The 21,220-nt window shown below is 63.8% G+C and carries 19 protein-coding genes, 2 tRNA genes and 1 pseudogene; 13 read left to right on the top strand and 9 right to left on the bottom strand.

All coding sequences use genetic code 11. The features are described 5' to 3' along the window. The first annotated feature begins 63 nt into the window (after window positions 1-63). Both sphsw_RS01355 and secA read left to right on the top strand, forming a co-directional pair. Window positions 64-315, top strand: coding sequence for a hypothetical protein (locus sphsw_RS01355; protein ID WP_152555339.1), 252 nt, complete (start codon window positions 64-66; stop codon window positions 313-315). 95 nt (window positions 316-410) lie between these two features. Next, window positions 411-3,149, top strand: coding sequence for a preprotein translocase subunit SecA (gene secA / locus sphsw_RS01350; protein ID WP_031439042.1), 2,739 nt, complete (start codon window positions 411-413; stop codon window positions 3,147-3,149). Window positions 3,150-3,287: 138 nt separating this feature from the next. Here secA and sphsw_RS01345 read toward each other — a convergent pair whose 3' ends face one another. From sphsw_RS01345 to sphsw_RS01335, 3 genes are all read right to left on the bottom strand, one after another. After that, window positions 3,288-3,908 (bottom strand): CC0125/CC1285 family lipoprotein, encoded by a 621-nt coding sequence (locus sphsw_RS01345; protein WP_183937588.1) that lies wholly within the window; start codon window positions 3,906-3,908, stop codon window positions 3,288-3,290. A gap of 153 nt (window positions 3,909-4,061) precedes the next feature. After that, on the bottom strand, window positions 4,062-4,478 hold the full coding sequence (locus tag sphsw_RS01340; RefSeq protein WP_031439041.1) for a secondary thiamine-phosphate synthase enzyme YjbQ: 417 nt from the start codon (window positions 4,476-4,478) through the stop codon (window positions 4,062-4,064). A gap of 48 nt (window positions 4,479-4,526) precedes the next feature. Then, a complete protein-coding gene (locus sphsw_RS01335) occupies window positions 4,527-4,820 on the bottom strand; it encodes a hypothetical protein (protein ID WP_042466279.1) in 294 nt (97 codons plus the stop codon). A 235-nt stretch (window positions 4,821-5,055) separates the two neighbouring features. Between sphsw_RS01335 and sphsw_RS01330 the strand changes: the two genes are divergently transcribed. Then, window positions 5,056-5,268 carry a hypothetical protein gene (locus sphsw_RS01330; RefSeq protein WP_152555338.1) on the top strand — a complete coding sequence of 71 codons (213 nt, stop codon included), beginning with the start codon at window positions 5,056-5,058 and terminating at the stop codon, window positions 5,266-5,268. An 18-nt stretch (window positions 5,269-5,286) separates the two neighbouring features. Here sphsw_RS01330 and sphsw_RS01325 read toward each other — a convergent pair whose 3' ends face one another. From sphsw_RS01325 to sphsw_RS01315, 3 genes are all read right to left on the bottom strand, one after another. Further along, window positions 5,287-5,613, bottom strand: coding sequence for a hypothetical protein (locus sphsw_RS01325; protein ID WP_031439039.1), 327 nt, complete (start codon window positions 5,611-5,613; stop codon window positions 5,287-5,289). A 299-nt stretch (window positions 5,614-5,912) separates the two neighbouring features. After that, a complete protein-coding gene (locus tag sphsw_RS01320) occupies window positions 5,913-7,649 on the bottom strand; it encodes a flotillin family protein (protein WP_042466278.1) in 1,737 nt (578 codons plus the stop codon). 14 nt (window positions 7,650-7,663) lie between these two features. After that, window positions 7,664-8,533 (bottom strand): YqiJ family protein, encoded by an 870-nt coding sequence (locus sphsw_RS01315; protein ID WP_235188241.1) that lies wholly within the window; start codon window positions 8,531-8,533, stop codon window positions 7,664-7,666. 61 nt (window positions 8,534-8,594) lie between these two features. On the opposite strand from sphsw_RS01315, the pseudogene sphsw_RS19140 reads away from it, so the two are divergent. Continuing rightward, window positions 8,595-9,955 (top strand): annotated as a pseudogene (locus sphsw_RS19140) (DUF4153 domain-containing protein). 240 nt (window positions 9,956-10,195) lie between these two features. Here the strand turns inward: sphsw_RS19140 and sphsw_RS01300 are convergent. Then, window positions 10,196-10,271, bottom strand: a tRNA-Ala gene (locus sphsw_RS01300). A 281-nt stretch (window positions 10,272-10,552) separates the two neighbouring features. On the opposite strand from sphsw_RS01300, the gene sphsw_RS01295 reads away from it, so the two are divergent. Then, on the top strand, window positions 10,553-11,554 hold the full coding sequence (locus sphsw_RS01295; protein WP_031439035.1) for an NADP-dependent oxidoreductase: 1,002 nt from the start codon (window positions 10,553-10,555) through the stop codon (window positions 11,552-11,554). Window positions 11,555-11,595: 41 nt separating this feature from the next. Here the strand turns inward: sphsw_RS01295 and ypfJ are convergent, their stop codons facing one another. Then, on the bottom strand, window positions 11,596-12,528 hold the full coding sequence (gene ypfJ / locus sphsw_RS01290) for a KPN_02809 family neutral zinc metallopeptidase (RefSeq protein ID WP_031439034.1): 933 nt from the start codon (window positions 12,526-12,528) through the stop codon (window positions 11,596-11,598). Window positions 12,529-12,697: 169 nt separating this feature from the next. Between ypfJ and sphsw_RS01285 the strand changes: the two genes are divergently transcribed. Together sphsw_RS01285 and sphsw_RS01280 are read left to right on the top strand one after the other, a co-directional pair. Beyond that, a complete protein-coding gene (locus tag sphsw_RS01285) occupies window positions 12,698-13,483 on the top strand; it encodes a 3-hydroxybutyrate dehydrogenase (RefSeq protein ID WP_031439033.1) in 786 nt (261 codons plus the stop codon). 92 nt (window positions 13,484-13,575) lie between these two features. Continuing rightward, window positions 13,576-14,184 carry a DUF4893 domain-containing protein gene (locus tag sphsw_RS01280; protein WP_042466284.1) on the top strand — a complete coding sequence of 203 codons (609 nt, stop codon included), beginning with the start codon at window positions 13,576-13,578 and terminating at the stop codon, window positions 14,182-14,184. A gap of 37 nt (window positions 14,185-14,221) precedes the next feature. On the opposite strand, the gene sphsw_RS01275 is transcribed toward sphsw_RS01280, so the two are convergent. Continuing rightward, window positions 14,222-14,298, bottom strand: a tRNA-Pro gene (locus tag sphsw_RS01275). A gap of 274 nt (window positions 14,299-14,572) precedes the next feature. Here sphsw_RS01275 and sphsw_RS01270 point away from each other — a divergent pair. From sphsw_RS01270 to sphsw_RS01245, 6 genes are all read left to right on the top strand, one after another. Further along, the gene (locus sphsw_RS01270) at window positions 14,573-15,559 is read left to right on the top strand and encodes a lytic murein transglycosylase (protein WP_152555340.1); all 987 of its coding nucleotides are present in this window, start codon (window positions 14,573-14,575) and stop codon (window positions 15,557-15,559) included. A gap of 166 nt (window positions 15,560-15,725) precedes the next feature. Beyond that, window positions 15,726-16,895: a D-alanyl-D-alanine carboxypeptidase family protein gene (locus sphsw_RS01265; RefSeq protein ID WP_031439030.1), complete on the top strand. Its 1,170-nt coding sequence runs from the start codon at window positions 15,726-15,728 to the stop codon at window positions 16,893-16,895. Window positions 16,896-16,947: 52 nt separating this feature from the next. Next, window positions 16,948-17,925, top strand: a complete 978-nt coding sequence (locus sphsw_RS01260) for an AAA family ATPase (RefSeq protein ID WP_031439029.1) — start codon at window positions 16,948-16,950, stop codon at window positions 17,923-17,925. A 55-nt stretch (window positions 17,926-17,980) separates the two neighbouring features. Continuing rightward, window positions 17,981-19,543 carry a methionine--tRNA ligase gene (gene metG / locus sphsw_RS01255; RefSeq protein ID WP_031439028.1) on the top strand — a complete coding sequence of 521 codons (1,563 nt, stop codon included), beginning with the start codon at window positions 17,981-17,983 and terminating at the stop codon, window positions 19,541-19,543. Next, on the top strand, window positions 19,543-20,349 hold the full coding sequence (locus sphsw_RS01250; protein ID WP_031439027.1) for a TatD family hydrolase: 807 nt from the start codon (window positions 19,543-19,545) through the stop codon (window positions 20,347-20,349). The genes metG and sphsw_RS01250 overlap by 1 nt, the downstream gene beginning before the upstream one ends. Then, window positions 20,346-21,110, top strand: coding sequence for an MBL fold metallo-hydrolase (locus sphsw_RS01245; protein ID WP_031439026.1), 765 nt, complete (start codon window positions 20,346-20,348; stop codon window positions 21,108-21,110). The genes sphsw_RS01250 and sphsw_RS01245 overlap by 4 nt, the downstream gene beginning before the upstream one ends. The last annotated feature ends 110 nt before the right edge of the window (window positions 21,111-21,220 follow it).

Genomic DNA, 21,220 nt, shown 5'->3' with positions numbered 1-21,220 from the left:
CCGGGTGCGTCCGTCCGACGAATGGTAGATTTTACACGCAAGCTCGCATACAGCCGGTCCCGCATGAACCTGCTGCTCCTCCTTTCTGCCCTCCTGTCCGCGCTGACCGGCGCGGTGCCGGGTGTGCGTGGACAGTCCGCACAGGCAGTAGCGCAGGGTAGCGTTTGCGCGCAGACCGCCGCGGTGGCGGTGGCAAAGGTCGCGGTACGACCGGTCGCTGCGCTTCCCTCGCTCGACGACGTTGCCACCTCGGCGAGGCTGCCAGTCGTCGCGATCATCACGGCTCCTATCTGGATGGACCGTCGGCGCGAATAGCGTCGCGCGCCTGATCTCTCGGCCTACGGGCCATTCCACCTCTTTGCGCGCGCCCACCCGCGTGCCGTCGCGCCCTATAATCAGGAAATCAGCCCATGTTCGGTGGCTTTGCCAAATCGCTGTTCGGATCGTCCAACGACCGTTACGTCAAGTCGCTCAACCCGATCCTTGCGAAGATCGCCTCGTTCGAGCCCGCGCTCGTCGCGATGTCGGACGAGGAATTGTCCGGGCAGACCGCGCAGTTCCGTGCCCGACTCGCTAACGGCGAGAAACTCGACGACTTGCTTCCAGAGGCATTTGCCACGGTGCGCGAGGCGGCCAAGCGCGTACTTGGCCAGCGGCATTACGACGTGCAGATGGTCGGCGGCATCGTCCTTCACCGCGGCGAGATCGCCGAGATGCGTACCGGCGAGGGCAAGACGCTCGTCGCGACGCTTGCGACCTATCTGAACGCCCTGCCGGGCGACGGCGTCCACGTCGTCACGGTCAACGACTATCTCGCCGCGCGCGATGCTGAGTGGATGGGGCAGGTCTATACCTTCCTCGGCATGACGATCGGCGTGATCGTGCCGAACTTGTCGGACGAGGAGCGTCGCGCAGCCTATGCCGCCGACATCACCTACGGCACGAACAACGAGTTCGGCTTCGACTATCTGCGCGACAACATGAAGTACGAGCGCAGTTCGATGGTGCAGCGCCGCTTCAACTTCGCGGTGGTCGATGAGGTCGATTCGGTCCTGATCGACGAAGCGCGTACGCCGCTGATCATCTCGGGGCCGACCGACGACAAGTCCGAGCTGTATATCCAGGTCGATGCGGTCGTGAAGCAGCTCGTCCCCGGTGACTATGACAAGGACGAGAAGCAGAAGACGATCATCCTCACCGAGGACGGCACCGAGAAGGTCGAGCGGATGCTCGAGGCGGCAGGGCTGCTTGAAGGCGCCAACCTGTACGACTTCGAGAACACGCAGGTCGTCCACCACCTCAACCAGGCGCTGCGCGCGATCGTGATGTTCAAGTCGGACATCGATTACATCGTCAAGGACGGCAAGGTCATCATCATCGACGAGTTCACCGGTCGCATGATGGACGGCCGGCGCTGGTCGGACGGCCTTCATCAGGCGGTCGAGGCCAAGGAAGGCGTCCAGATCGAGCCTGAGAACCAGACGATGGCCTCGATCACGTTCCAGAACTATTTCCGCATGTACCCCAAGATCGGCGGCATGACCGGTACGGCGGCGACCGAGGCGGCCGAGTTCTACGACATCTACAAGATCAACGTCGTCAGCATCCCGACCAACGTCACGGTCAAGCGCGTCGACGAGGAAGACGAGTTCTACAAGGACACCAAGGACAAGTTCGCGGCGATCGCCAAGAAGATCAAGCATCACGCCGACCTCGGTCAGCCGGTGCTCGTCGGCACGGTATCGATCGAAAAATCCGAGCTGCTCAGCGAGTTCCTCGTCGGCGAGGCGGTCGAGCACAAGGTGCTGAACGCGCGCTTCCACGAGATGGAGGCGCACATCGTCGCGCAGGCCGGACGCAAGTCGGCCGTGACAATCGCGACCAACATGGCGGGCCGCGGTACCGACATCAAACTCGGTGGCAATCTCGAATTCCGCATGCTCGACGAGCATCCCGATCTGGTCGAGGGCACGCCCGAATATGCCGCCGAGGCGGCGCGGATCGAGACCGAGATCGAGGCCGAGAAGCAGGCAGTGCTCGCCGCGGGCGGCCTGTTCGTGCTCGGTACCGAGCGTCACGAGAGCCGGCGCATCGACAACCAGCTGCGCGGGCGCTCGGGTCGTCAGGGCGATCCCGGCCTGTCGCGCTTCTACCTGAGCCTCGACGACGATCTGCTGCGGATCTTCGGGCCGGACACGCTGTTCGCCAAGATGATGCGCAACAATATCGAGGACGGCGAGGCGATCGGGAGCAAGTGGCTGTCGAAGGCGATCGAGACCGCGCAGAAGAAGGTCGAGGCGCGCAACTACGACATCCGCAAGCAGGTCGTCGAATATGACGACGTGATGAACGAGCAGCGCAAGGTCATCTACGAGCAGCGCGCGGACATCATGGATGCCGACACCGTCGGCGACGTAGTGACGGACATGCGTGCGGAGACGGTCAACGTCATCGTCGGTGAGGCATGCCCCCCCAATTCCTATCCCGAACAGTGGGACATTGCGGGGATGAAGACGCGGCTTGCCGAGGTGCTCAACCTCGAGCCGCAGATCGAGGCGTGGCTGCTCGAAGAGGCGATCGATCCCGAGATCGTCGAGGAACGCATTCGTGCAATGGCGGACGAGGCGATCGCGACGAAATCCGCAGACCTCGACACCGAGACGTGGACGTCGGTCGAAAAGTCGATCCTGCTGCAGAATCTCGACCATCACTGGAAGGAGCATCTGGCGACGCTCGACGCGCTGCGCCAGGTTGTCCATCTGCGCGCCTATGCGCAGAAGACGCCGATCAACGAGTATAAGCAGGAGGCGTTCTCGCTGTTCCAGCGGATGCTCGAGACGATCCGCGAGGACGTGACCAAGACGATCGCCCACGCGCAGTTCCAGATCCAGGCGCCGGTCGGCCTGCCCGAGCTACCCGATTTCATCACGACGCATTTCGACCCGTTCACCGGCGAGAATGACAGCCTCGACCAGGCACGTGGCATGTCGGGCCACATCACGTCGCAGCTCCCGCCGATGCAGATCCCGCAGCTCCAGGCCGCGGATATCGGCGAGGATCCGGCGAATTGGGAAGGCGTGGTTAGCCGCAACGCGCCATGCCCGTGCGGGTCGGGGCGCAAATACAAGCAGTGCCACGGCGCGGTCTGAACGCTGCGCTGACGGGCCAGCCGTTTAGCGGCCGCGCCCGGGTGGCGGCATTGCAGCCAATAAAAAGCCGGGCCGTCCCAGGGGACGGTCCGGCTTTTGCTTGTGTGCGTGGTTGCGGCGGTGCGGCCGCGACGCTGCTTACTTTGGCAGGATGACGCTCGGCCCGATATTGTCGACGACCTGCTTGGCATTGAACGCACGGATGTTGTCGCGCGGGATCGGCCCCTTGCGCATCACGATCTCGGCCGTCGCTTCGTAGCGGTCGATCGTGCGGACGTCGAAGTCGTTGCCCCATGGGCCGCCGAAACCGCCGCCGCCAAAGCCACCGAAGCCGCCACCGATATAGGGATCCCAACTCCGCCAGCCGAAGCCGCGGCCGCGATAGCGCCACGACGGGCCCCAATAGCCGCCAAAACCGCCATAACCAAACCCACCGCCAATTCCGGGAGTCGAATAGGTGCGCGACTGAAGATTGGTGTCTCGGTCCGCCATCAGGAAATAGTCATATCCCTGCTGGAGCGTGAGTTCCGCCGCGCGGAAGAAGAGATAGCGTTCGACGGTGTCGCGCGAGGTGACGCTGTTTCCCGCGAAGCTGACGAGGAAGCGGTTATCCTCGATCCGGCGATCGCTATAGCCGGTACGGTTGAACCCCTGGCCAGTGGCCGGGCGGTAGGTGGTTTCGGTCGCACAACCCGCGACCAGCAACGTGCTCGTGGCGAGAGCTGCCAGCAGGACCTTGCGACCAGGCATGATGAACATGATTGTCGTCTCCGTTCGCGGCGAATGCGGCGAAACGCCTTACATTAGCCTTCAGTGGTGGAACGGTTGATGAACGGGATTGGTCCACGGGTCCATGACGCTGGATGAATAAACCGCGTGGCGCGGTCATAGGCCGTCGTCCGCGCCGCAGGGTCATTCCCCGATCAGATGAAGCGCCAGCGAGCGACCATGAGGACGACGGCGATGCTCGAACAAGTAGATTCCCTGCCACGTGCCGAGCGCGAGCGTGGCGTCGATCACTGGGATCGACAATTGTACCTGCGTGAGAGCGGCGCGCAAATGCGCGGGCATGTCGTCGGGCCCTTCGTCGTCGTGCAGATACGAACTTGATTCCGGTGCGATGCGCTCGAAATAAGCCTCGATATCCGTTCGGACCTCGGGCGCGGCATTTTCCTGGATGAGCAGCGATGCGGAGGTATGGCGACAAAACACCGTCAATAACCCGGATTGCATCGCCTGCGCATCGACCCAGCGCCGGATCGGGGCGGTAATGTCGACCAGCCCCTGCCGGCGGGTATCGATCGTGATCTGGGTCGTGGACTGCCGCATCGCTGCGCTCCTATGTAACTGCCTAGCCGGTCAGGTCCGTGACGGTGCTCAACGCCTGTCGGCACGGCCTTGGTCGCTATCGGCATCCGCCGGGACGTCGCGACCCAAATTGATCTCGTCATAGAGTTTGAGAAGATCGCTGACCTCCGCGATGACGGTTTCCTGCTCGGCGCGCCAGCGTGCCGTCGCGTCGTGCGTCGGTGTGCCGCACTTGCCATCGTGAAGCGTGAAACCCTGATCGATCAACCAGATGGTATCCGCCGCACGGGCCCGCTGCCGCCGCAGATGGAATACCCATTGTTCGATGACGCCGGAAGGAACGAGTCTGTCGATTTCACCCATGGTCGGCGCCTACCCGACCAGCGTCGTGCTTGTACAGCAGACGTTGCCGATGGTCTCGAATGCCGGAGTCTCGACCCGGGAAACGGGTCTTGTGGAAGGCTGGAAAGTTCCGCCGGTTTTAGCCAAAACGCCTCGATTCAGCACGCTTTCGGGAACCGCTCACGACCAGACGTGTTGAAAAGGTGGTAAAAAGCGTGTGTATTTTGACTGCCATCCTGTCACCGGAACCCGATCAATGCCTGTTATGTCCCACCGACCCGAGCGCGACCAGCCCTCGTTTCACCGCGTCGATCAGTCTCCGCCACGCCTGTCGGACCGATATGGTGCGGACAGGCTTGACGCCCTTTACCGGCGTGCCGCGGCCGATCGTGACCGGTTTCGCCAGCAGCAGTTGATCGCGATGCAGCCAAGCCTGCTCGAACGACTGCTCGGCAAGTTCCGGCGCTAAGAAGGGGGCAACTGACTGCTACACGCCGACCGGGAAGGTCGTCGCATGGCGCAATCCTTGAATTTCGGCCCAGGTGATGGGCCGGTCACGACCGACGCATTCTATGGTCAAAGCGTCGGCATCCTCGGCGGCAAGTTCGTCCGCCGCCTTTATCATGTCTTCTAGCGAGCCCGAAGCGATCTGCTCATCCGCGACCGGCGCCGCGTTCTCGCCGTCGACAGAGCTTTCGGCAACCGCACGTCGGAGCAGTTTTGCCGGCATTTTCCACATTGTCTTGAACACGTTTACGCTCCAGCCCCCTGGCACGACAGCGATGCCGCACGTTGCACCAATGGTCCAGACCATCGCCGCATGCCTGCGCCGATTGCAGCATCCCACGCGACGAATCGCACGATCCGTTCGATACGGGCGAGTTTGGCGTTGTCGTTGCGGACTGTGGTCGAACAGCACGTCTCTAACGGCACCCGCGGTAGAGCCCAAGGCCGATGGGGTAATGTTGCCAATGGGCCGTCGATCGCGCGCCTGGACCCAGGGCAGGGGCGGACCCGGTCCTTACACTCAGGACGTCTCTAGCGAAGATCTGCGCCCCGTATTCTTCGAAGCGCAGATCGATTTTCAAGGGCTGGGCCTTCGAGTGCCTCTGATCAGGCCGGCGGGTTGCCCGTCCCACCATTAAGTGAACCGGAATGTTTGTGGGCATCGTGGGAGGAGGCTCGGGCAGGCGCCGCATCCGCGCTGCTCCCGGCGAGCATGCCGTTCAACGAACTGCCGGTCATGCCGAGTTCCGCCATGAGGCCATCGATCAGCGGCCCGCCGACGCGGTAGCGCATGGCGGCTGCGACCGCGGCGTCGGCGAGGTTGCCCTGGCCGACGTCGGACGCGCCATCGTTGCCAGTGTCACCGTGCAGGCCCCGCGCATCCAGGATGCTGATCTTGTCGATGTTCTCCATCGGCTTGCTCGCCGCAGCGATGATCGCGGGCAACGCTTCGAGCATCGCGCGGCGGATCAGCAGTGCGGTCTGCGAGTCACTCAGCAAGTTGGTCGCCTCGTTCAACGACGCCTGACCTGCCGCGTCGACCTTGAAGGCCGCCTCGCGCCCTTCCGCGCGCGCCTTCTCTGCATCTGCTTCGGCGGTTGCTTCAGTACGCAGGGCGCTCGCACGAGCTTCCGCGGCTTCCTTATCGGCGGTCGCAGCGACGGTGATGCCAACGGCTTCTTCCTGCGCGCGCTGGGTGGCGGCAATCACGGCCACGTTCTTGTTTCGGTTGGCGATCTCGGTCGCCTTGGCAGTAGCGACGCTTTCCTCAGCGCGGACGGCCAGTGCGCGCGCCTCGTTGGCTGCAGCGGTGGCGGTCGATTCCTCTTCCGACTTCTGCGCGGTCTGCACCGCAGTCGTGATGCGTGCGATCTCGATCGTCCTGTCGCGCTCGATCGTCGCGGTCTGGATCGCGCCGTCACGAGCAATCGTGGCGGTCTGGATCACCTTGTCGGCTTCGGTCTGCGCGACGGTCTGCGCCTGGCCCGCGGTGATGCGGGCGATCTCGGCGAGGCGGGTCTGCTCCGCCTCGGCGGTGGCAATCGCCGTGGCTTGTTCCGCACGGCGCGCGGACAGCGTTTGCTCCTGTGTCAGGCGCGCCTGTTCGGCGGCCTGCGCGATCTCGAGCGACTGGTTGTTAGCGTCGAGGTTACGCTGCTCGATCTCGACGCGGTTGGTTGCGACGATGTCGTTGCGGATCTTCTTGCGCTCCTCGATCGTCCGCGTGAGCACGGTCAGCCCCTCGGCGTCGAACGCGTTGTTCTCGTTGAAATGCTCGAACGCGGTCTGGTCGAAATGGGTGATGCTGACGGACTCGAGCTGGAACCCGTTCATGTCCAGGTCGGTCATCAGCGCCTCCTGCACCTTCTGGATGAAGTCGGCGCGGTTGGCGTGGAGGTGCTCCATCGTCATCGTCGCCGCGACCGAACGCAGCGCGGACACCAGCTTGCCGTCGAGCAGCGACTTCACCGCATCAGGGCTGTTGACCGAATCGCCGAGCGTCTGCGCGGCGGCGGCGATCGATTCCGCGTCGGGCTTCACCTTGATGTGGAACAGCCCGACGACGTCGACGCGCAGCTTGTCGAGCGTGATCAGCGCATCCTTGTTGAGGCGCGATACCTCTAATTTCACTGTCGTCAGGCGGACCTGCATCAACTCATGAAGCACCGGGATCACCATGATGCCGCCGTTGAGCACGACTTTTTCGCCGCCGAAACCGGTGCGGATCAGCGCAACATCCTTGGTCGCGCGCCGGTAGAGCCGAGTCAGAATGATGCCGATCACGACAAGCGCGAACAGCACGATACCGGCGTAGATAAGGACGTTCAGAAGCTGTGCGGGCATGAAACCCTCCCCGGTTATGATTGTGATCGGATCGACTGCAGGAGCGCGTTGGCGTCGGGCAGCGCGTAGAAGAGTTTGCCGTCGCGGCGGACGATCAGGGCGGTCTCGCCGGTGGCGATCACGTCGGCGTCGTCGTGCGGCTCGACCATGATGAAGTGCGCCTGACCATGCTGATCGACGATCTTTGCACGGGCCGGCGATCCGCGGCGGGCGGTGCCTTCGAGGATGGTGCCGCGGCGGCGGAGAAAGTCGTCAGTGGAGATCACGCTGGTTTCGAAGCCGGGCATGATCCGGGCAAGCCCGTTTGCGGCGAGGGTGTTGAGCAGGCTGCCAGCGACCAGCGCACCACCCGAGGCGAGACCCCAGTGCAGTGGGCCGCCGGTCAACGCGGTCGCACCTTGCTGAATGGCTATCCCGGTGAGCGTGAAGCAGCCGAGTAATGACGTCAGCCAGATCAGGATCGGCAGTTCGTGACCGAACCCGAGCCAATCGAGCACGCCACTATCGGTTTCGGCATAAACGTCCGCGTCGAGATCAAGATGGCCGAGCCCAAGGCCGATCGCCTCGATCAGCCCGATCCCGAACATTATAACGAACGCGATCGCAAACGGCGCGTAAGCGGTCGTCAGGAAGATCGCGAACATAAGCCGTAGCAATGTTGAGCGCGCTGCTTGTACATCGGCGAACTGGTAGCGGACAGACGACAACGCTTCGTTACGAAACGCCGGCCGATCCGGATTTTGAACTCCATGTGTCGATGCTCCCCGAACGGAGGCTAGCCCTGCGCCAAGACTTTCGCAACGCGCGCTGAGGACACCGCCCGGGTTTGGATTCATCATCTGCACAGGATCTGTACGACAAGTGAACGGATCGTACGCGGACATTGCGATCTGACGCTCACGGGACCGCTGCAAAGCAGAACCTCGACAGTCGGGGAGCGCGAAGATGAGTCGTCATGGAAGACTGATGGCCAAAATCGGCGCTGCCTTTCCTGGCGGAGATACCGATCGACGACGGCAATGGCGCGGTGGTTGGTGGGTTCGCTTTGGCCTGGATTACCGCCCTGTTCCTGACGCGACGGGGGATCTGGAAAGACGGATCGGCGCGACTGGTGTTGCTTTCCGGCGCCGGATTGGCGGTGGTACTCATCGACGATCCAAGCTTCCTCGGCTGGGTTCTGTTCTGGACGGCTGTCTCGCTTGCCGCACTCCTGCCGCGGCACGGGTTCGACGATGCGCTCGCCTGGGCGCGCAGGCTCGGCTGGCACGCGATATCCGCCGCCATTGCGCCGCTGAAGGATGCGGCGCGGGTGTCGATAGTCCGCCAGCGTCGAGGACTGCCCTCCAGCGCTTCCGCGCTATCGGGGCCGTCGCCGCGTTGCCTTTGGTAGGCGGCGCGACGTTCCTTGGGCTGTTCGCGAACGCCAACCCGCTGATCGGCTGGGCGTTTTCGCAAATCGTGCTGCCGGATCCGTGGGCGACGATCTGGCGCACGCTGTTCGGCCTCTGCGTGTTGATCACCATCTGGGCAAGCCTGCGGCCAAGTCCTTATACGACGGGTCCATCGCGTTTCGGCGATCGCTCGATCGGTACGGTGTTCGAGCCGGCGGTGGCGCAGCTGACTCTCTTACTCGTGACGTTCAATACGATCTTCGCGGTTGAGAATGGGCTCGACATTGTGTTCCTGTCGAGCGGCGCGGGAGTGCCCTCGGGCGTGACGATGGCGGACTATGCGCACCGTGGCACGTATTCGTTGATCGTAACGGCAGCGCTCGCCGGCGTATTCGTGTTGTTGGCATTCCGTCCGGGCAGTACAGCCGCGTCGCTTCCGCTGGTGCGGCGGCTGGTGACGGTCTGGCTCGTCCAGAACCTGCTGCTGGTCGCGTCGAGTGCATTGCGAACGCTCGATTATGTCGACGCCTACGGGATGACGGTGCTGCGACTGTCGGCACTTCATGGATGGGACTCGTGGCCACGGGCCTGGCGCTGATCGGCTGGCGATTGCTTGTCGATAGGTCGGCGGCGTGCCTGATCAACGCCAATGCGCTGGCGGCTGTGACTGCGTTGGTGACGGCGAGCGTTGTGGATCTTGGCGCGGTCGCGGCGGCTTGGAATGTTCGCACAGCGCTCAAAATGGGTAAGGCGGGGCCGCCGCTCGACCTCTGCTATGTGGGGCGGCTGGGGCCATCGTCGCTCGTCCAACTGGCAACGCTGGAGCAGCATGCACGCGAGCCGCGGCTGCGCGATCGTCTGACGTATCTGCGGTGGGAACGTCAGACCGAAACGGCAGATGCGCAGGCCGATTGACGTCTGTGGACCCCGCGCAACGCGCGACTGCTTGCGACCGTCCGCGGGATGTTCGGCACCAAGGCGCCGCGTTTGCGGTCTGCACCGGACGGACGGCGCTGTGACGGGCTGATTCTGCCGCCGCCCAGTATAGAGATTCTATCAGCGGCGCCGTCCGCTCCGGCACCGAACACGTTAGCGCCGGACACGCCCTCACTTGCCGCTTTATCAAAGACGGTGACAGTATTGAATAGGTTGCGCTGGTGGAGCCGAGGGGAATCGAACCCCTGACCTCTGCAGTGCGATTGCAGCGCTCTCCCATCTGAGCTACGGCCCCGCGCGGTCCGGCGACGCCGGATCTTGCGATATTAGCGATGGCGCCGCCGGCTTGCAATCCACCGCCGCGCTCTCCCCCTCATGTTTTGGACACGGGACATTCATCGCGAACGCGGCTCGCACGGGCGCACCCGGCAACGGCCGGCGGAACTTCGATCAGGGCGCGGGCGATTGACGGGTAGGCTCGCTGCAGACGTGCACGTCATGTGTGCTCTGCCGCTTGGCGGGGGATCCGTTCTGCGCCATACCCGAGTCATGAAACCTCAACGACAGGAGTGAAGAATGTCCCGTGCATGGAGCCTGAAGACGCGTCCGCAAGGCATGCCCAAGCATACCGACTTTGAGATGATCGACGTTTCACAGTCCGAACTGGCCGACGGCGAAGTGCGCATCGCCAACCGCTGGCTCTCGGTCGATCCCTATATGCGCGGTCGCATGAACGACGTGAAAAGCTACACCCCGCCGTTCGAGCTGGGCAAGCCGATGCAAGGTGGTGCGATCGGCGAAGTCGTCGAGAGCCGGGCCGAGGGTCTGAAGGCGGGCGATCTCGTCCAGCATATGGCGGGATGGCGCGACGAAGCGACGCTGCCGGCAAACCAGGTCCAGAAGCTGCCGGACCTGGCGGTCGATCCGCAGGCGTTTCTTGGGCAGCTCGGCATGCCGGGCATGACCGCCTATTTCGGCCTGCTGGAAGTTGCCGCCGCCAAGTCCGGCGATACCGTCTTCGTGTCGGCCGCGGCGGGCGCGGTGGGCTCAACCGTCGTTCAGGTCGCCAAGGCCAAGGGCATGACGGTGATCGGCTCGGCAGGCGGAGCGGACAAATGTGCCTGGGTCAAGTCGCTCGGCGCTGATGCCGTGATCGACTACAAGTCCGGTACACCGGTCGTGAAGGGACTTGGCGAGGCTGTGGCCGCGGTCGGGTCAGGCGGGATTGACGTATATTTCGACAATGTCGGCGGCGAACATCTCGATGCGGCATTGGCGCACGCCAAGCTGCACGCCCGGTTCGCGATCTGTGGCATGATCGACGTCTACAACAGCGGCGCGGCGACTGAACTGCGCTATCTCGCAAGGCTGATCGGTAACCGTATCCAGATCCGCGGCTTCATCGTCAGCGATTTCATGGATCGGGCTGCGGAGTTCTATACGGACATGGGCGCCCTGCTGAAGGCGGGCACGTTGAAGCGGCAGGAAACCGTGCATGATGGCCTCGACGCAATGCCCGACGCGTTTCTCGGACTGTTTTCGGGTGGAAATACCGGCAAGATGCTCGTCAAGCTCTGAGCATTTAGCCCCCTCCCGGTAGTGCGGGAGGGGGCATTCATTCAGATCGCGCCCGAGAAGGTGTCGCACACCTTCGGGTCCCCGCTGTCGAGACCACGGCGAAGCCAGGTCTGACGCTGCGCCGAGGTGCCGTGCGTGAAGCTGTCCGGCACGACCCGGCCCTGAGCCTGCTTCTGAAGCGTGTCGTCGCCGATCGCCTGCGCAGCGGTCATGCCCTCCTCGATGTCACCGGGCTCGAGGCGGTCGCGATTGGCGGCCGCCCAGACACCGGCGAAACAATCCGCTTGGAGCTCCAACCGAACCGACAGCGCATTGCCCTCGCTCGAACCAGCGCGCTGCTGCGCGCGTGAAACCTGGCTCGACGTGCCGACCAGATTCTGGATGTGGTGACCGAATTCATGCGCGATGACGTAATCCTGCGCAAAGTCGCCGCGCGCGCCGAACCGGTTGGCCAGCTCGTCGAAGAAGCTGGTGTCGAGGAAGATTCCGTTGTCGGTCGGGCAGTAGAAGGGGCCCATTGCCGCCTGTGCTGCGCCGCAGCCCGAACGGCCATTGTCGTCGAAGAAGCTGAGCTTGGGCGCCTGGAACTGTTCACTGTTTTTCGCGAAGATCGCGGCCCAGGTTTTCTGCGCCGAGCTGAAGGCGTTGCACGCGGCGTGTCGCTCGGGGTTCAGCTTGCAGATCGACTGCGCGTCGGTGCCGGAACCCTGTTCGCCGCCGCGGTTGGCCCCACCTTGCGTTATCTGCCCGGAGGGTGCGCTGGGCGACGAGCCGCCACCCAGCATGCCACCGATATTGCCGAGGCCGCCGAACAGCGCCATCACGATCAACACGACGACGATGCCGCCGCACCCGAAACGGCTGCCGATCAGCGGCAGTAGGCCGAACAGAAGGCCGCCGCCTCCACCGCCCGAACCGCCGCCGCGGCCCTGATCCTCGACGTTGATGTTGGGGTCGAAATCATCGAGCCGCATGGTCTTAAGACTTTCATTCTGGAGTGGTAACGAAATGCATGGGACGATGCGGAGTTGCATCCGATTGGCTTGCCGGGTTTAATCGTATTCTGCCGACCTTTGGAAGGCATGACAAAGCGTTGTACGGCAGGCGGGGCGTTCTGGCCGCGTCAAGATGGGGGACGAGGCAATGTTTCTGGCGGGCAGGACGGCGGTCATTACAGGATCCACTTCGGGGATCGGCCTCGCCTATGCGCGGGCCTTTGCGGGGGAGGGGGCCTGCGTCGTTCTCAACGGCTTTGGCGACGCCGCGACGATCGAGGCGGAGCGTGTGGCGCTGAGCACGATCAGTGGGGCGACCGCGCTTTACGATGCCGCTGACATGACCCGCCCCGACGAGATTGTCGCACTGATCGAGCGCGCGGTCGCGGAGACGGGGAATTGCGATATCGTGGTCAACAATGCGGGCATCCAGCATGTTGCGGGGATTGCGGATTTTCCCGTCGCGACCTTCGATAAGATTATCGCGATCAACATGGCGTCGGCCTGGCACATGATGCGGGCGGCGATTCCGCATATGCGGCGCCGGGGCTGGGGGCGGATCATCTCGACGGCGTCGGCGCATTCGCTGGTCGCTAGCCCGAACAAGTCGGCCTATGTCATGGCCAAGCATGCCATCGCCGGACTGACCAAGACGATCGCACTCGAAACCGCGACCGACAACATCACGGTCAACTGCATCTCGCCCGGCTATGTCTGGACGCCGCTCGTCGAGGATCAGATCCCGGATACGATGGCGGCGCGCGCGATGACCCGCGAGCAGGTCGTGAACGACATTCTGCTCGCCGCGCAGCCGACCAAGGCCTTCGTCACGCCAGAGCAGGTCGCAGCGCTCGCACTCTTCCTGTGCCGCGACGAGGCTAGCGCGATGACCGGCGCCAATCTGTCGATGGATGGCGGCTGGACGGCAGCATGATAGGTGTCGGCGGTGCCCGTGTCGACGCGCGACGCGCGATCGGGGCGTTGGCGACATGCGTCTTGCTCGTTGCCTGCGGGGGCGGAAAACAGATCGCCAGCGCGCCGCCCCCCGACGTCGAGCGAACCGATCCCACCGGACGAGGGGCAGGATGGCGCACGGCAGCAACGGTTGCCGACCGCGCAAGGCTGCGCGACTGGCGCGATGCGTGGATGGATGCGCTTGCGCAGATCCCGCAGCGTGAGATTGCCGCGGATCCTCAATTGTTCGATCCGGACCGGGCACTCCCCGATCCGTTGCCACCGATCGGCACCTATCGGTGTCGCACGATCAAGCTCGGGGCGCCTGGAGCGGGCGCGTCACGCTTCATTGCCTATGGCTGGTTCTCGTGCCGCATCGAACAGCCAGCACGCACGGGGGGAGACGGGGACCTGACGTTCACGCGGCTGGGAGGATCGCAACGTCCGTCCGGGACGCTGTACCGCGAATCGCGGGCAGATTCGGCTCCGCGACCGCGTGCGATCTTCCTCGGCAGCATGGCGTTGGGCGACGAACAGCGTCCGATGCGCTACGGCACCGACGCAAATCGCGATCTGGCGGGTGTGATGGAGCGCATCGGTAACCGGCGCTGGCGGCTGATACTGCCTCGTCCGCGCTTCGAATCCCTGCTCGACATCGTCGAGATCATACCGATGGAATAATCCCGGACTATCGGGTTTGTCGCGATCAAGCGCAACATGGTCGGGGAGACAGGATTCGAACCTGCGACCCCCTGGTCCCAAACCAGGTGCGCTACCAGCCTGCGCCACTCCCCGACGCCGCAGCCCTTAGCGGGTGCGGTTGACGAAAGGCAAGCAGCTTCGTGTCGGCGGGCAGGGAAAGTCGTCACTGAAGGACGGGGCCGGCACCCGAACGATAGCCTCGGCGGAGAAGGGTAGCAGCGTAGCGGGCGGTCCACGCGTCGATGCGAGCCATGCTTGCGTCAGGACGAGGTTCCGATGCGGACGCCCCTATGGCAGAGCGGTCGGCATGTGGGCAAAATCTATCCTATCGAGTGCGTTGCGACGTGGCGCTTTGACCGTCGCGGCGATGACCGCGGTCACCACCCCCGCATGTGCGCAGGACGAGGCGGGGTTTCAGGCCTATCTCGGCCAGCTTCGTACGCAGGCGCTGGAGGCCGGAGTCACGGCGCGTACGGTGGACTCAGTCTTTCCCACGTTGACGCTGAACGAGCGTGTCATCGCGCTCGATCGTGCACAGCCGGGCGGCGGCACAAGCAGCGCCATTCCGGCCTTCGCGCCGTACAAGGCGCAGCATGTCGACGCGGCGCGGATCGGACGCGGTCGGGAAACCTATCGGGCGCAGCGGGGCAGGCTGCAGCGTATCGAGCGCGAAACAGGCGTGCCCGAATCGATCATGGTTGCGATCTGGGGGCATGAGACCAATTACGGCAGCTACACCGGAAATTTCGACATTCTGCGGTCGCTCGCGAGCCTCGCCTATGAGGGGCGTCGGCGATCGCTGTTTGCGGGCGAGTTCATTGCCGGCTTGAAGATCGTCGACCGGGGCATTTCCCGCGAACAACTCAAGGGTAGCTGGGCAGGCGCGATGGGCAATCCACAGTTTCTGCCGTCCATCTATCTACGACTGGCCCGTGACGGGGATGGTGACGGCCGCGCGGATATCTGGAACAGTCCGGCCGATACGCTGGCGTCGATCGGCAATTATTTTACCAATGCCGGCTGGCGCAGTGGCCAACCCTGGGGCGTCGCGGTCTCCGTGCCGCAGGGATTCGATCGGTCGCAGGTACGCAATCGGCTCGTGTCGCCGCGGTGCCCGCGCGTGTTCGAACGGCATAGCGGCTGGCGAACGATCGCCGAGTGGCGCGGTCTGGGTGTGATGACGCAAGGCGCCTCGTGGCCGGCCGACAATGTCATGGCGACGCTGCTCGAACCCGACGGTTCAGGCGCCACGGCGTATCTGCTCACGAGCAATTACCGCGTGATCCTCGACTATAATTGTTCGAATTTTTATGCGCTGTCGGTGGGGCTGCTGGCGGATGCAGTCGAGCGCTAACCGGCGTGCCCGATAGACTCAAAGCCAAGCGTGACGCGGTTGCCAAGCGCGGCTATGACTTCGATAAGGTCCCGGCGGCGCCGCGAGCCTGCCTCCCATCGTGTTCCTCTTTGACGTAACGGATATCATGACGAAGCTGCCCATGAACACGCTGCCCTTTACTCAAATGGTCCGGCGCCGCATCGCCATCGCGCCGCTGGCAATGATCGCGCTTGCGACGCCGTCTATCGCCGCTGCGCCACAGTTCCAGACCAGCGCACCGATCGCCTATATGGAAGATCTGTCGTCGGGCGCGGTCCTGTTCGCACGGGATGCCGATCGCCGTATGCCGCCTGCGTCGATGGCGAAGATGATGACGGTCTATGTCGCGTTCGACATGCTCAAAAAAGGCGAGCTCAAGCTCGATCACATGGTCACCGTCCGGCCGGAGACCTGGGCAAAATGGCATGGTCCGTCAGCGGGTTCGACGATGTTCCTGTCGGCGAACGAGAGCGTCAGCGTGGCCAATCTGCTATATGGCATCGTGACATTGTCGGGCAACGACGCCTGCGTCGTTCTCGCGGAGTCGATCTCGGGTTCGGAGCCCGCCTTTACCGAGCGCATGAACCGCGTCGCGGCACAGCTCGGCCTCAAGGACAGTCATTTCGGGACGTCGAACGGGTGGCCAGACAACGGCGTGACCTATGTCACTGCGCATGATCTGGCCAAGCTGGCATCGGCGACGATCACCAACCATCCCCAACTCTACAAGCAATTTTATGCAAAGCGCGATTTCACCTGGGGCAAGACCATGGGCGGCAGCGCGATTACCCAGGCCAATCGTGATCCGCTGCTCGGCCGCGTCGCGGGTGCCGATGGGTTGAAGACCGGACATACCGAAGAAGCCGGATACGGATTCACCGGGTCGGCCGAGCAGAATGGTCGCCGTCTGGTATTGGTCGTCGCCGGCCTGAAGAGTTCGACAGAGCGCGCGAACGAGTCAGTACGGTTCATGGACTGGGGCTTCCGCGCGTGGCAGTCCAAGCCGATCGTAGCGAAGGGTCGGAAGGTCGAGGAGGCCAGCGTGCAGATGGGCGGCTCATCGAGCGTCGGCCTCATGGCGCCCAAGGCGCTGACCGTCACCGTGCCGGCGGGGACATCGCCGAACCTGAACGCCAAGGTCGTCTATCAGGGGCCGGTCAAGGCGCCGATCAAGGCGGGCCAGCACATCGCGGATCTGGTCGTGTCGATGCCTGACGGGGTCGAGCAGCGTATGCCGCTGGTCGCGGAAAAGGACGTTGCCGAAGCCGGGTTCTTCGGGCGCGCTTGGTCTGGGCTCACCGGGCTGTTCGGTTGAGGCTCGGCGTGCCGGCGCGCGTGTGCACCGTTCGGGTGAGCCCGTCGCCGGCATGACCGACATAATCGGCAATGCCGCGGCGCAGTCCGCTTTCGCCGCGGCGATGCAAAGCGGCGCGCTTCACCATGCGTGGCTGTTCACCGGCCCGCAGGGCGTTGGCAAGGCAAGCTTCGCACGGCTGGCGGCGATGCGCATGCTGGCCGATGCGCGCGGCGGGTCGACCGAGCCGCGCGGGTTTGCCGTGCCGGCCGGCGACCCCACGCGCGCGCTGATCGAGGCGGGTTCGCACCCCGATTTCCGCCTGCTGACGCGTCTGCCCAAGGATCCTGAAAAGCCCGACCAGGATCTTGCGCGCAGTATAACGATCGCGCAGGTCCGCACGCTCCAGCCGCTCTTTGCGACGACGCCATCGATGAGCCCGCGCCGGGTCGTCATGATCGACGCGATCGACGATCTGGAGCGCGGCGGCAGCAATGCGTTGCTCAAGAACCTTGAGGAACCACCCGCCGGGACGATATTCCTCCTGGTCAGCCACGCGCCGGGACGGTTGTTGCCAACGATCCGGTCGCGGTGCCGGGTCTTGCGGTTCGAGGCACTGACGCCCGACGAGGTCGCGGTGACGTTGCGACTGGCGCAGCCGGACCTCGACCACGACGAGATATCTGCCCTCGTACGTGCGAGTGAGGGAGCGCCGGGCAGGGCGCTGCGCTACGCGGGTCTCGATATTGCGAGCCTCGACGAAGCGATTGCGCGGATCGCCGACGAAGGCGATCGCGATAACGGCCATCGTCTCCGGCTGGCGAAGTCCCTTGCTGGGAAGGCGTCGCAACCCCGCTATGAGGCGTTTCTCGATCGCGTGCCGGCGTTCATCGCCCACGCGGCGCGGGACCGTTCGGGCGCGCGGCTCAAGATCGCCCTCGACGCGCATGCTGCAGCGCGTGACCTGTCGGCCGCCGCCATTGGCCTGTCACTTGATGCGCAGGCGACCGTCTTCGAGCTGTCGGGAATCCTTGCGACACTGCGCACCTGATGAAGGCGGCGACATGGGCTTCACCTCCTTCGGGGGATGCTCTAGGAGCGCTGACATGGCCGACCCTTACTACATCACCACCGCAATCCATTATCCCAATGGCCGACCGCATATCGGCCATGCCTATGAAATGGTTGCAGCCGACGCGATCGCCCGCTTTCAGCGCCAGGCCGGACGCGACGTGCTGTTCCAGACCGGGACCGACGAACACGGCCTGAAGATGGTCCAGGCCGCCCGCGACCGCGGCGTCCCCGTTCGCGAGTTCGCGGATGAAATGTCGTCCTATTTCAGCGGGATGGCGGACCGTCTTGATATATCCTATGATCGGTTCATCCGGACCGTCGATAGCGATCATTACGCGGCGAGCCAGGCGATCTGGGAAGCGATGGCGGATGCCGGGGACCTTTATCTCGATCGTTATGAGGGCTGGTATTCGGTTCGCGACGAAGCCTTTTACGACGAGTCCGAACTGACGGGGGAGGGCGCCGATCGCCGGTCTCCGCAAGGCACGCCGGTCGAATGGACTGCCGAGGAAACCTGGTTCTTCCGCTTGTCGAAATATCAGCAGCCCTTGCTCGACCTCTACGCCGCGAACCCCGACTTCATCCGTCCTGAGAGCCGCCGCAACGAGGTCATGCGCTTTGTCGAAGGGGGCCTGTCCGACCTCTCGGTGTCGCGGACGAGCTTCGACTGGGGCGTGCCCGTGCCGGGAAGCCCGGGTCATGTCATGTATGTCTGGGTCGACGCGCTCACAAATTACCTCACGGGGACGGGCTATCCGAACACCGGAACGGACGACGCAAATCTGGCGCGATTCTGGCCGGCGGACCTTCACCTGATCGGCAAGGACATTGTCCGCTTCCATGCGGTCTTTTGGCCTGCTTTCCTGATGTCCGCGAACATCCCGCTCCCCAAAAGCGTCTTTGGCCACGGCTTTCTCCTGACCCGTGGCGAGAAGATGTCGAAGTCGGTTGGTAACGTCGTCGATCCGATGGAGCTGGCTGACGCGTTCGGCGTCGATGCCCTGCGCTATTTCTTCCTTCGCGACGTCAGCTTTGGGCAGGATGGCAGCTATTCGGCCGAGGCGATCGTGACGCGGGTCAACGCCGAGCTCGCGAACAGCTTCGGCAATCTGGCCCAGCGGACATTGTCGTTCATTGCCAAGAACCTGGACGGTGCATTGCCCATGGCGACGGCGATCGAGCCGGCCGACGCTGCGCTGCTCCAAGACGTCACCGCGGCCTGCGCCGCGTTCAGATCCGGCTTTGCAGACCTCGCTCTGTCGCATGCCATCGAGGCGTGGATGCGGGGCGTCTTTGCCTGCAACCAGTATATCGACGTCCAGGCGCCCTGGGCGTTGCGCAAGACCGACCCGGCACGGATGAACACGGTGCTGGCGACATTGGTGCGTGCGATCCGGATGCTCGCCATCACGATCCTTCCGGTCGTGCCGAGCGCAGCGGGCAAGGTCCTCGACCAGATCGGTGCAGAGGGCCGCGACCATGCCGCGCTTGCGGATGACGATTGGTATGATCGGCAGGCCTTAAGCGATTTCCGGATCGTCGCGCCGACCGGCGCGTTCCCACGGCTTGAGATGCCTGCGGAGACCGACGCCTGATGCTTGCAGACAGTCATTGCCACCTGAATTACCCCGGCTTGATCGAGGATCAGCAGGCGGTCCTCGATCGCGCGCGGGCGCGCGGTGTGACGGCGATGCTCAACATTTCGACGCGTGAAAGTGAATGGGATGCGGTGATCGCCACCGCGGACCGTGAGGCCGATGTATGGGCGACGGTCGGCATCCACCCAAATGAAGCCGATGCCCATCCCGCGATCGACGCGACGCGTTTGGTCGAGCGCGCACGTCACCCGCGGGTCGTGGGCCTGGGTGAGACCGGGCTCGATTATTACCGCGAGACCTCCGATCGTGCACGCCAGGCGCTGAGCTTCCGCGCGCATATCGACGCGGCGCGTGAAACCGGCCTGCCGATTGTCGTGCATACCCGCGATGCCGAAGAGGATACCGCGGCGATCCTGTCGGACGAGATGGGGAAGGGGGCCTATGGCGGCGTCATCCACTGTTTCACAGCGAGCGCAGCATTTGCCGACAAGGCACTGGAACTTGGCCTCTATATATCGCTGTCGGGGATCGTGACGTTCAAGAACGCGCGCGACCTTCAGGCGATCGCGGCACGCTTGCCGATCGAACGGCTGCTGATCGAAACCGACGCGCCTTTTCTTGCGCCCGTGCCCAATCGGGGCAAGACGGGGGAGCCCGGCTTTGTCGCCGACACCGCGCAGTTCGTGGCGGACCTGCGCGGCGTCTCCGTCGGCGAGTTGTCTCAGCGGACCGCCGAAAACTTCCATACTTTGTTCGCCAAGACGCGGCCCGGCGATACGCCGGTCGTGGCGCATCGCGCGTGAAGATCACGATCCTCGGCTCGGGGACGTCGTCCGGCGTTCCCCGGATCGGCAATGACTGGGGTGCCTGCGATCCCGCCGAACCGCGCAACCGACGTACGCGCGTCTCCGCGCTTGTTGAGCATGCCGGAACGCGGATCCTGATCGATACAGGGCCGGACATGCGCGAGCAGTTGCTTGCGGCGAACGTCTCCGAGGTTGATGCGGTCATCTGGACGCATGATCACGCTGATCACTGCCACGGCATTGATGACCTCAGACAGCTCTATCACGAAATGGGCACGCCCGTGATCGGCTTTGCCCGGCCCGCGACGCTCGCCGCGCTCGAGGATCGCTTCACCTATGCGTTCCGGGGCCGCAGCGGTTATCCGTCGACGATCACCGGGGCGGTCCTTCCGGACCGGCTGACGATCGGCGCGATCGACATTCGTGTTACCGATCAGCCGCACGGATCGATCCACGCCGCTGGGCTGCGCTTCGAGGCCGATGGCAAGGCAATCGGTTATGCGACCGATTTCAACATCATGACCGACGATATGGCCGCGCTGTATACGGGCCTGGACGTATGGGTGGTCGATGCACTGCGCCGTCGTCCACATCCGACGCATCCGCAACTTTCAGCCGTCTTGGGCTGGGTCGATGCGTTCAGGCCGGGGCGGACCGCGCTTATCCATATGGACAACAGCATGGACTATGTAGCGTTGAGGGCCGAACTGCCTGACACAGTGGAGCCGGGCTTTGATGGGCAGATCCTCGAGGCCTGACACATACCAACCCCAGAGCATTTTACATAATGTATATTATCGGATCGAGAGTGATTTGTTATGAAGCTTTTGATTTTGTCGTAGCAACGGCGATCTCCACGTCATCCTCA

Origin of the sequence: Sphingomonas sp. FUKUSWIS1, assembly GCF_000733135.1 — a bacterium.
Lineage (GTDB): Bacteria > Pseudomonadota > Alphaproteobacteria > Sphingomonadales > Sphingomonadaceae > Sphingomonas > Sphingomonas aerolata.
Note: the sequence above shows the minus strand (reverse complement) of the source record. Positions and strands in the feature narration are given on the sequence as shown.

What these genes read in the sequence shown, in the direction of transcription:
- sphsw_RS01340 (WP_031439041.1), bottom strand. Translation starts at nt 4,478, where the DNA reads ATGCGGCAGTCCACGACCCAGATCACGATCGATACCCGCCGGCAGGGG.
- sphsw_RS01260 (WP_031439029.1), top strand. Translation starts at nt 16,948, where the DNA reads ATGACCGACATAATCGGCAATGCCGCGGCGCAGTCCGCTTTCGCCGCG.
- sphsw_RS01325 (WP_031439039.1), bottom strand. Translation starts at nt 5,613, where the DNA reads ATGGTCTGGACCATTGGTGCAACGTGCGGCATCGCTGTCGTGCCAGGG.
- metG (WP_031439028.1), top strand. Translation starts at nt 17,981, where the DNA reads ATGGCCGACCCTTACTACATCACCACCGCAATCCATTATCCCAATGGC.
- secA (WP_031439042.1), top strand. Translation starts at nt 411, where the DNA reads ATGTTCGGTGGCTTTGCCAAATCGCTGTTCGGATCGTCCAACGACCGT.
- sphsw_RS01270 (WP_152555340.1), top strand. Translation starts at nt 14,573, where the DNA reads ATGACCGCGGTCACCACCCCCGCATGTGCGCAGGACGAGGCGGGGTTT.
- sphsw_RS01320 (WP_042466278.1), bottom strand. Translation starts at nt 7,649, where the DNA reads ATGCCCGCACAGCTTCTGAACGTCCTTATCTACGCCGGTATCGTGCTG.
- sphsw_RS01335 (WP_042466279.1), bottom strand. Translation starts at nt 4,820, where the DNA reads ATGGGTGAAATCGACAGACTCGTTCCTTCCGGCGTCATCGAACAATGG.
- sphsw_RS01345 (WP_183937588.1), bottom strand. Translation starts at nt 3,908, where the DNA reads ATGTTCATCATGCCTGGTCGCAAGGTCCTGCTGGCAGCTCTCGCCACG.
- sphsw_RS01330 (WP_152555338.1), top strand. Translation starts at nt 5,056, where the DNA reads ATGCCTGTTATGTCCCACCGACCCGAGCGCGACCAGCCCTCGTTTCAC.
- sphsw_RS01355 (WP_152555339.1), top strand. Translation starts at nt 64, where the DNA reads ATGAACCTGCTGCTCCTCCTTTCTGCCCTCCTGTCCGCGCTGACCGGC.
- ypfJ (WP_031439034.1), bottom strand. Translation starts at nt 12,528, where the DNA reads ATGCGGCTCGATGATTTCGACCCCAACATCAACGTCGAGGATCAGGGC.
- sphsw_RS01285 (WP_031439033.1), top strand. Translation starts at nt 12,698, where the DNA reads ATGTTTCTGGCGGGCAGGACGGCGGTCATTACAGGATCCACTTCGGGG.
- sphsw_RS01315 (WP_235188241.1), bottom strand. Translation starts at nt 8,533, where the DNA reads ATGTCCGCGTACGATCCGTTCACTTGTCGTACAGATCCTGTGCAGATG.
- sphsw_RS01265 (WP_031439030.1), top strand. Translation starts at nt 15,726, where the DNA reads ATGGTCCGGCGCCGCATCGCCATCGCGCCGCTGGCAATGATCGCGCTT.
- sphsw_RS01295 (WP_031439035.1), top strand. Translation starts at nt 10,553, where the DNA reads ATGTCCCGTGCATGGAGCCTGAAGACGCGTCCGCAAGGCATGCCCAAG.
- sphsw_RS01250 (WP_031439027.1), top strand. Translation starts at nt 19,543, where the DNA reads ATGCTTGCAGACAGTCATTGCCACCTGAATTACCCCGGCTTGATCGAG.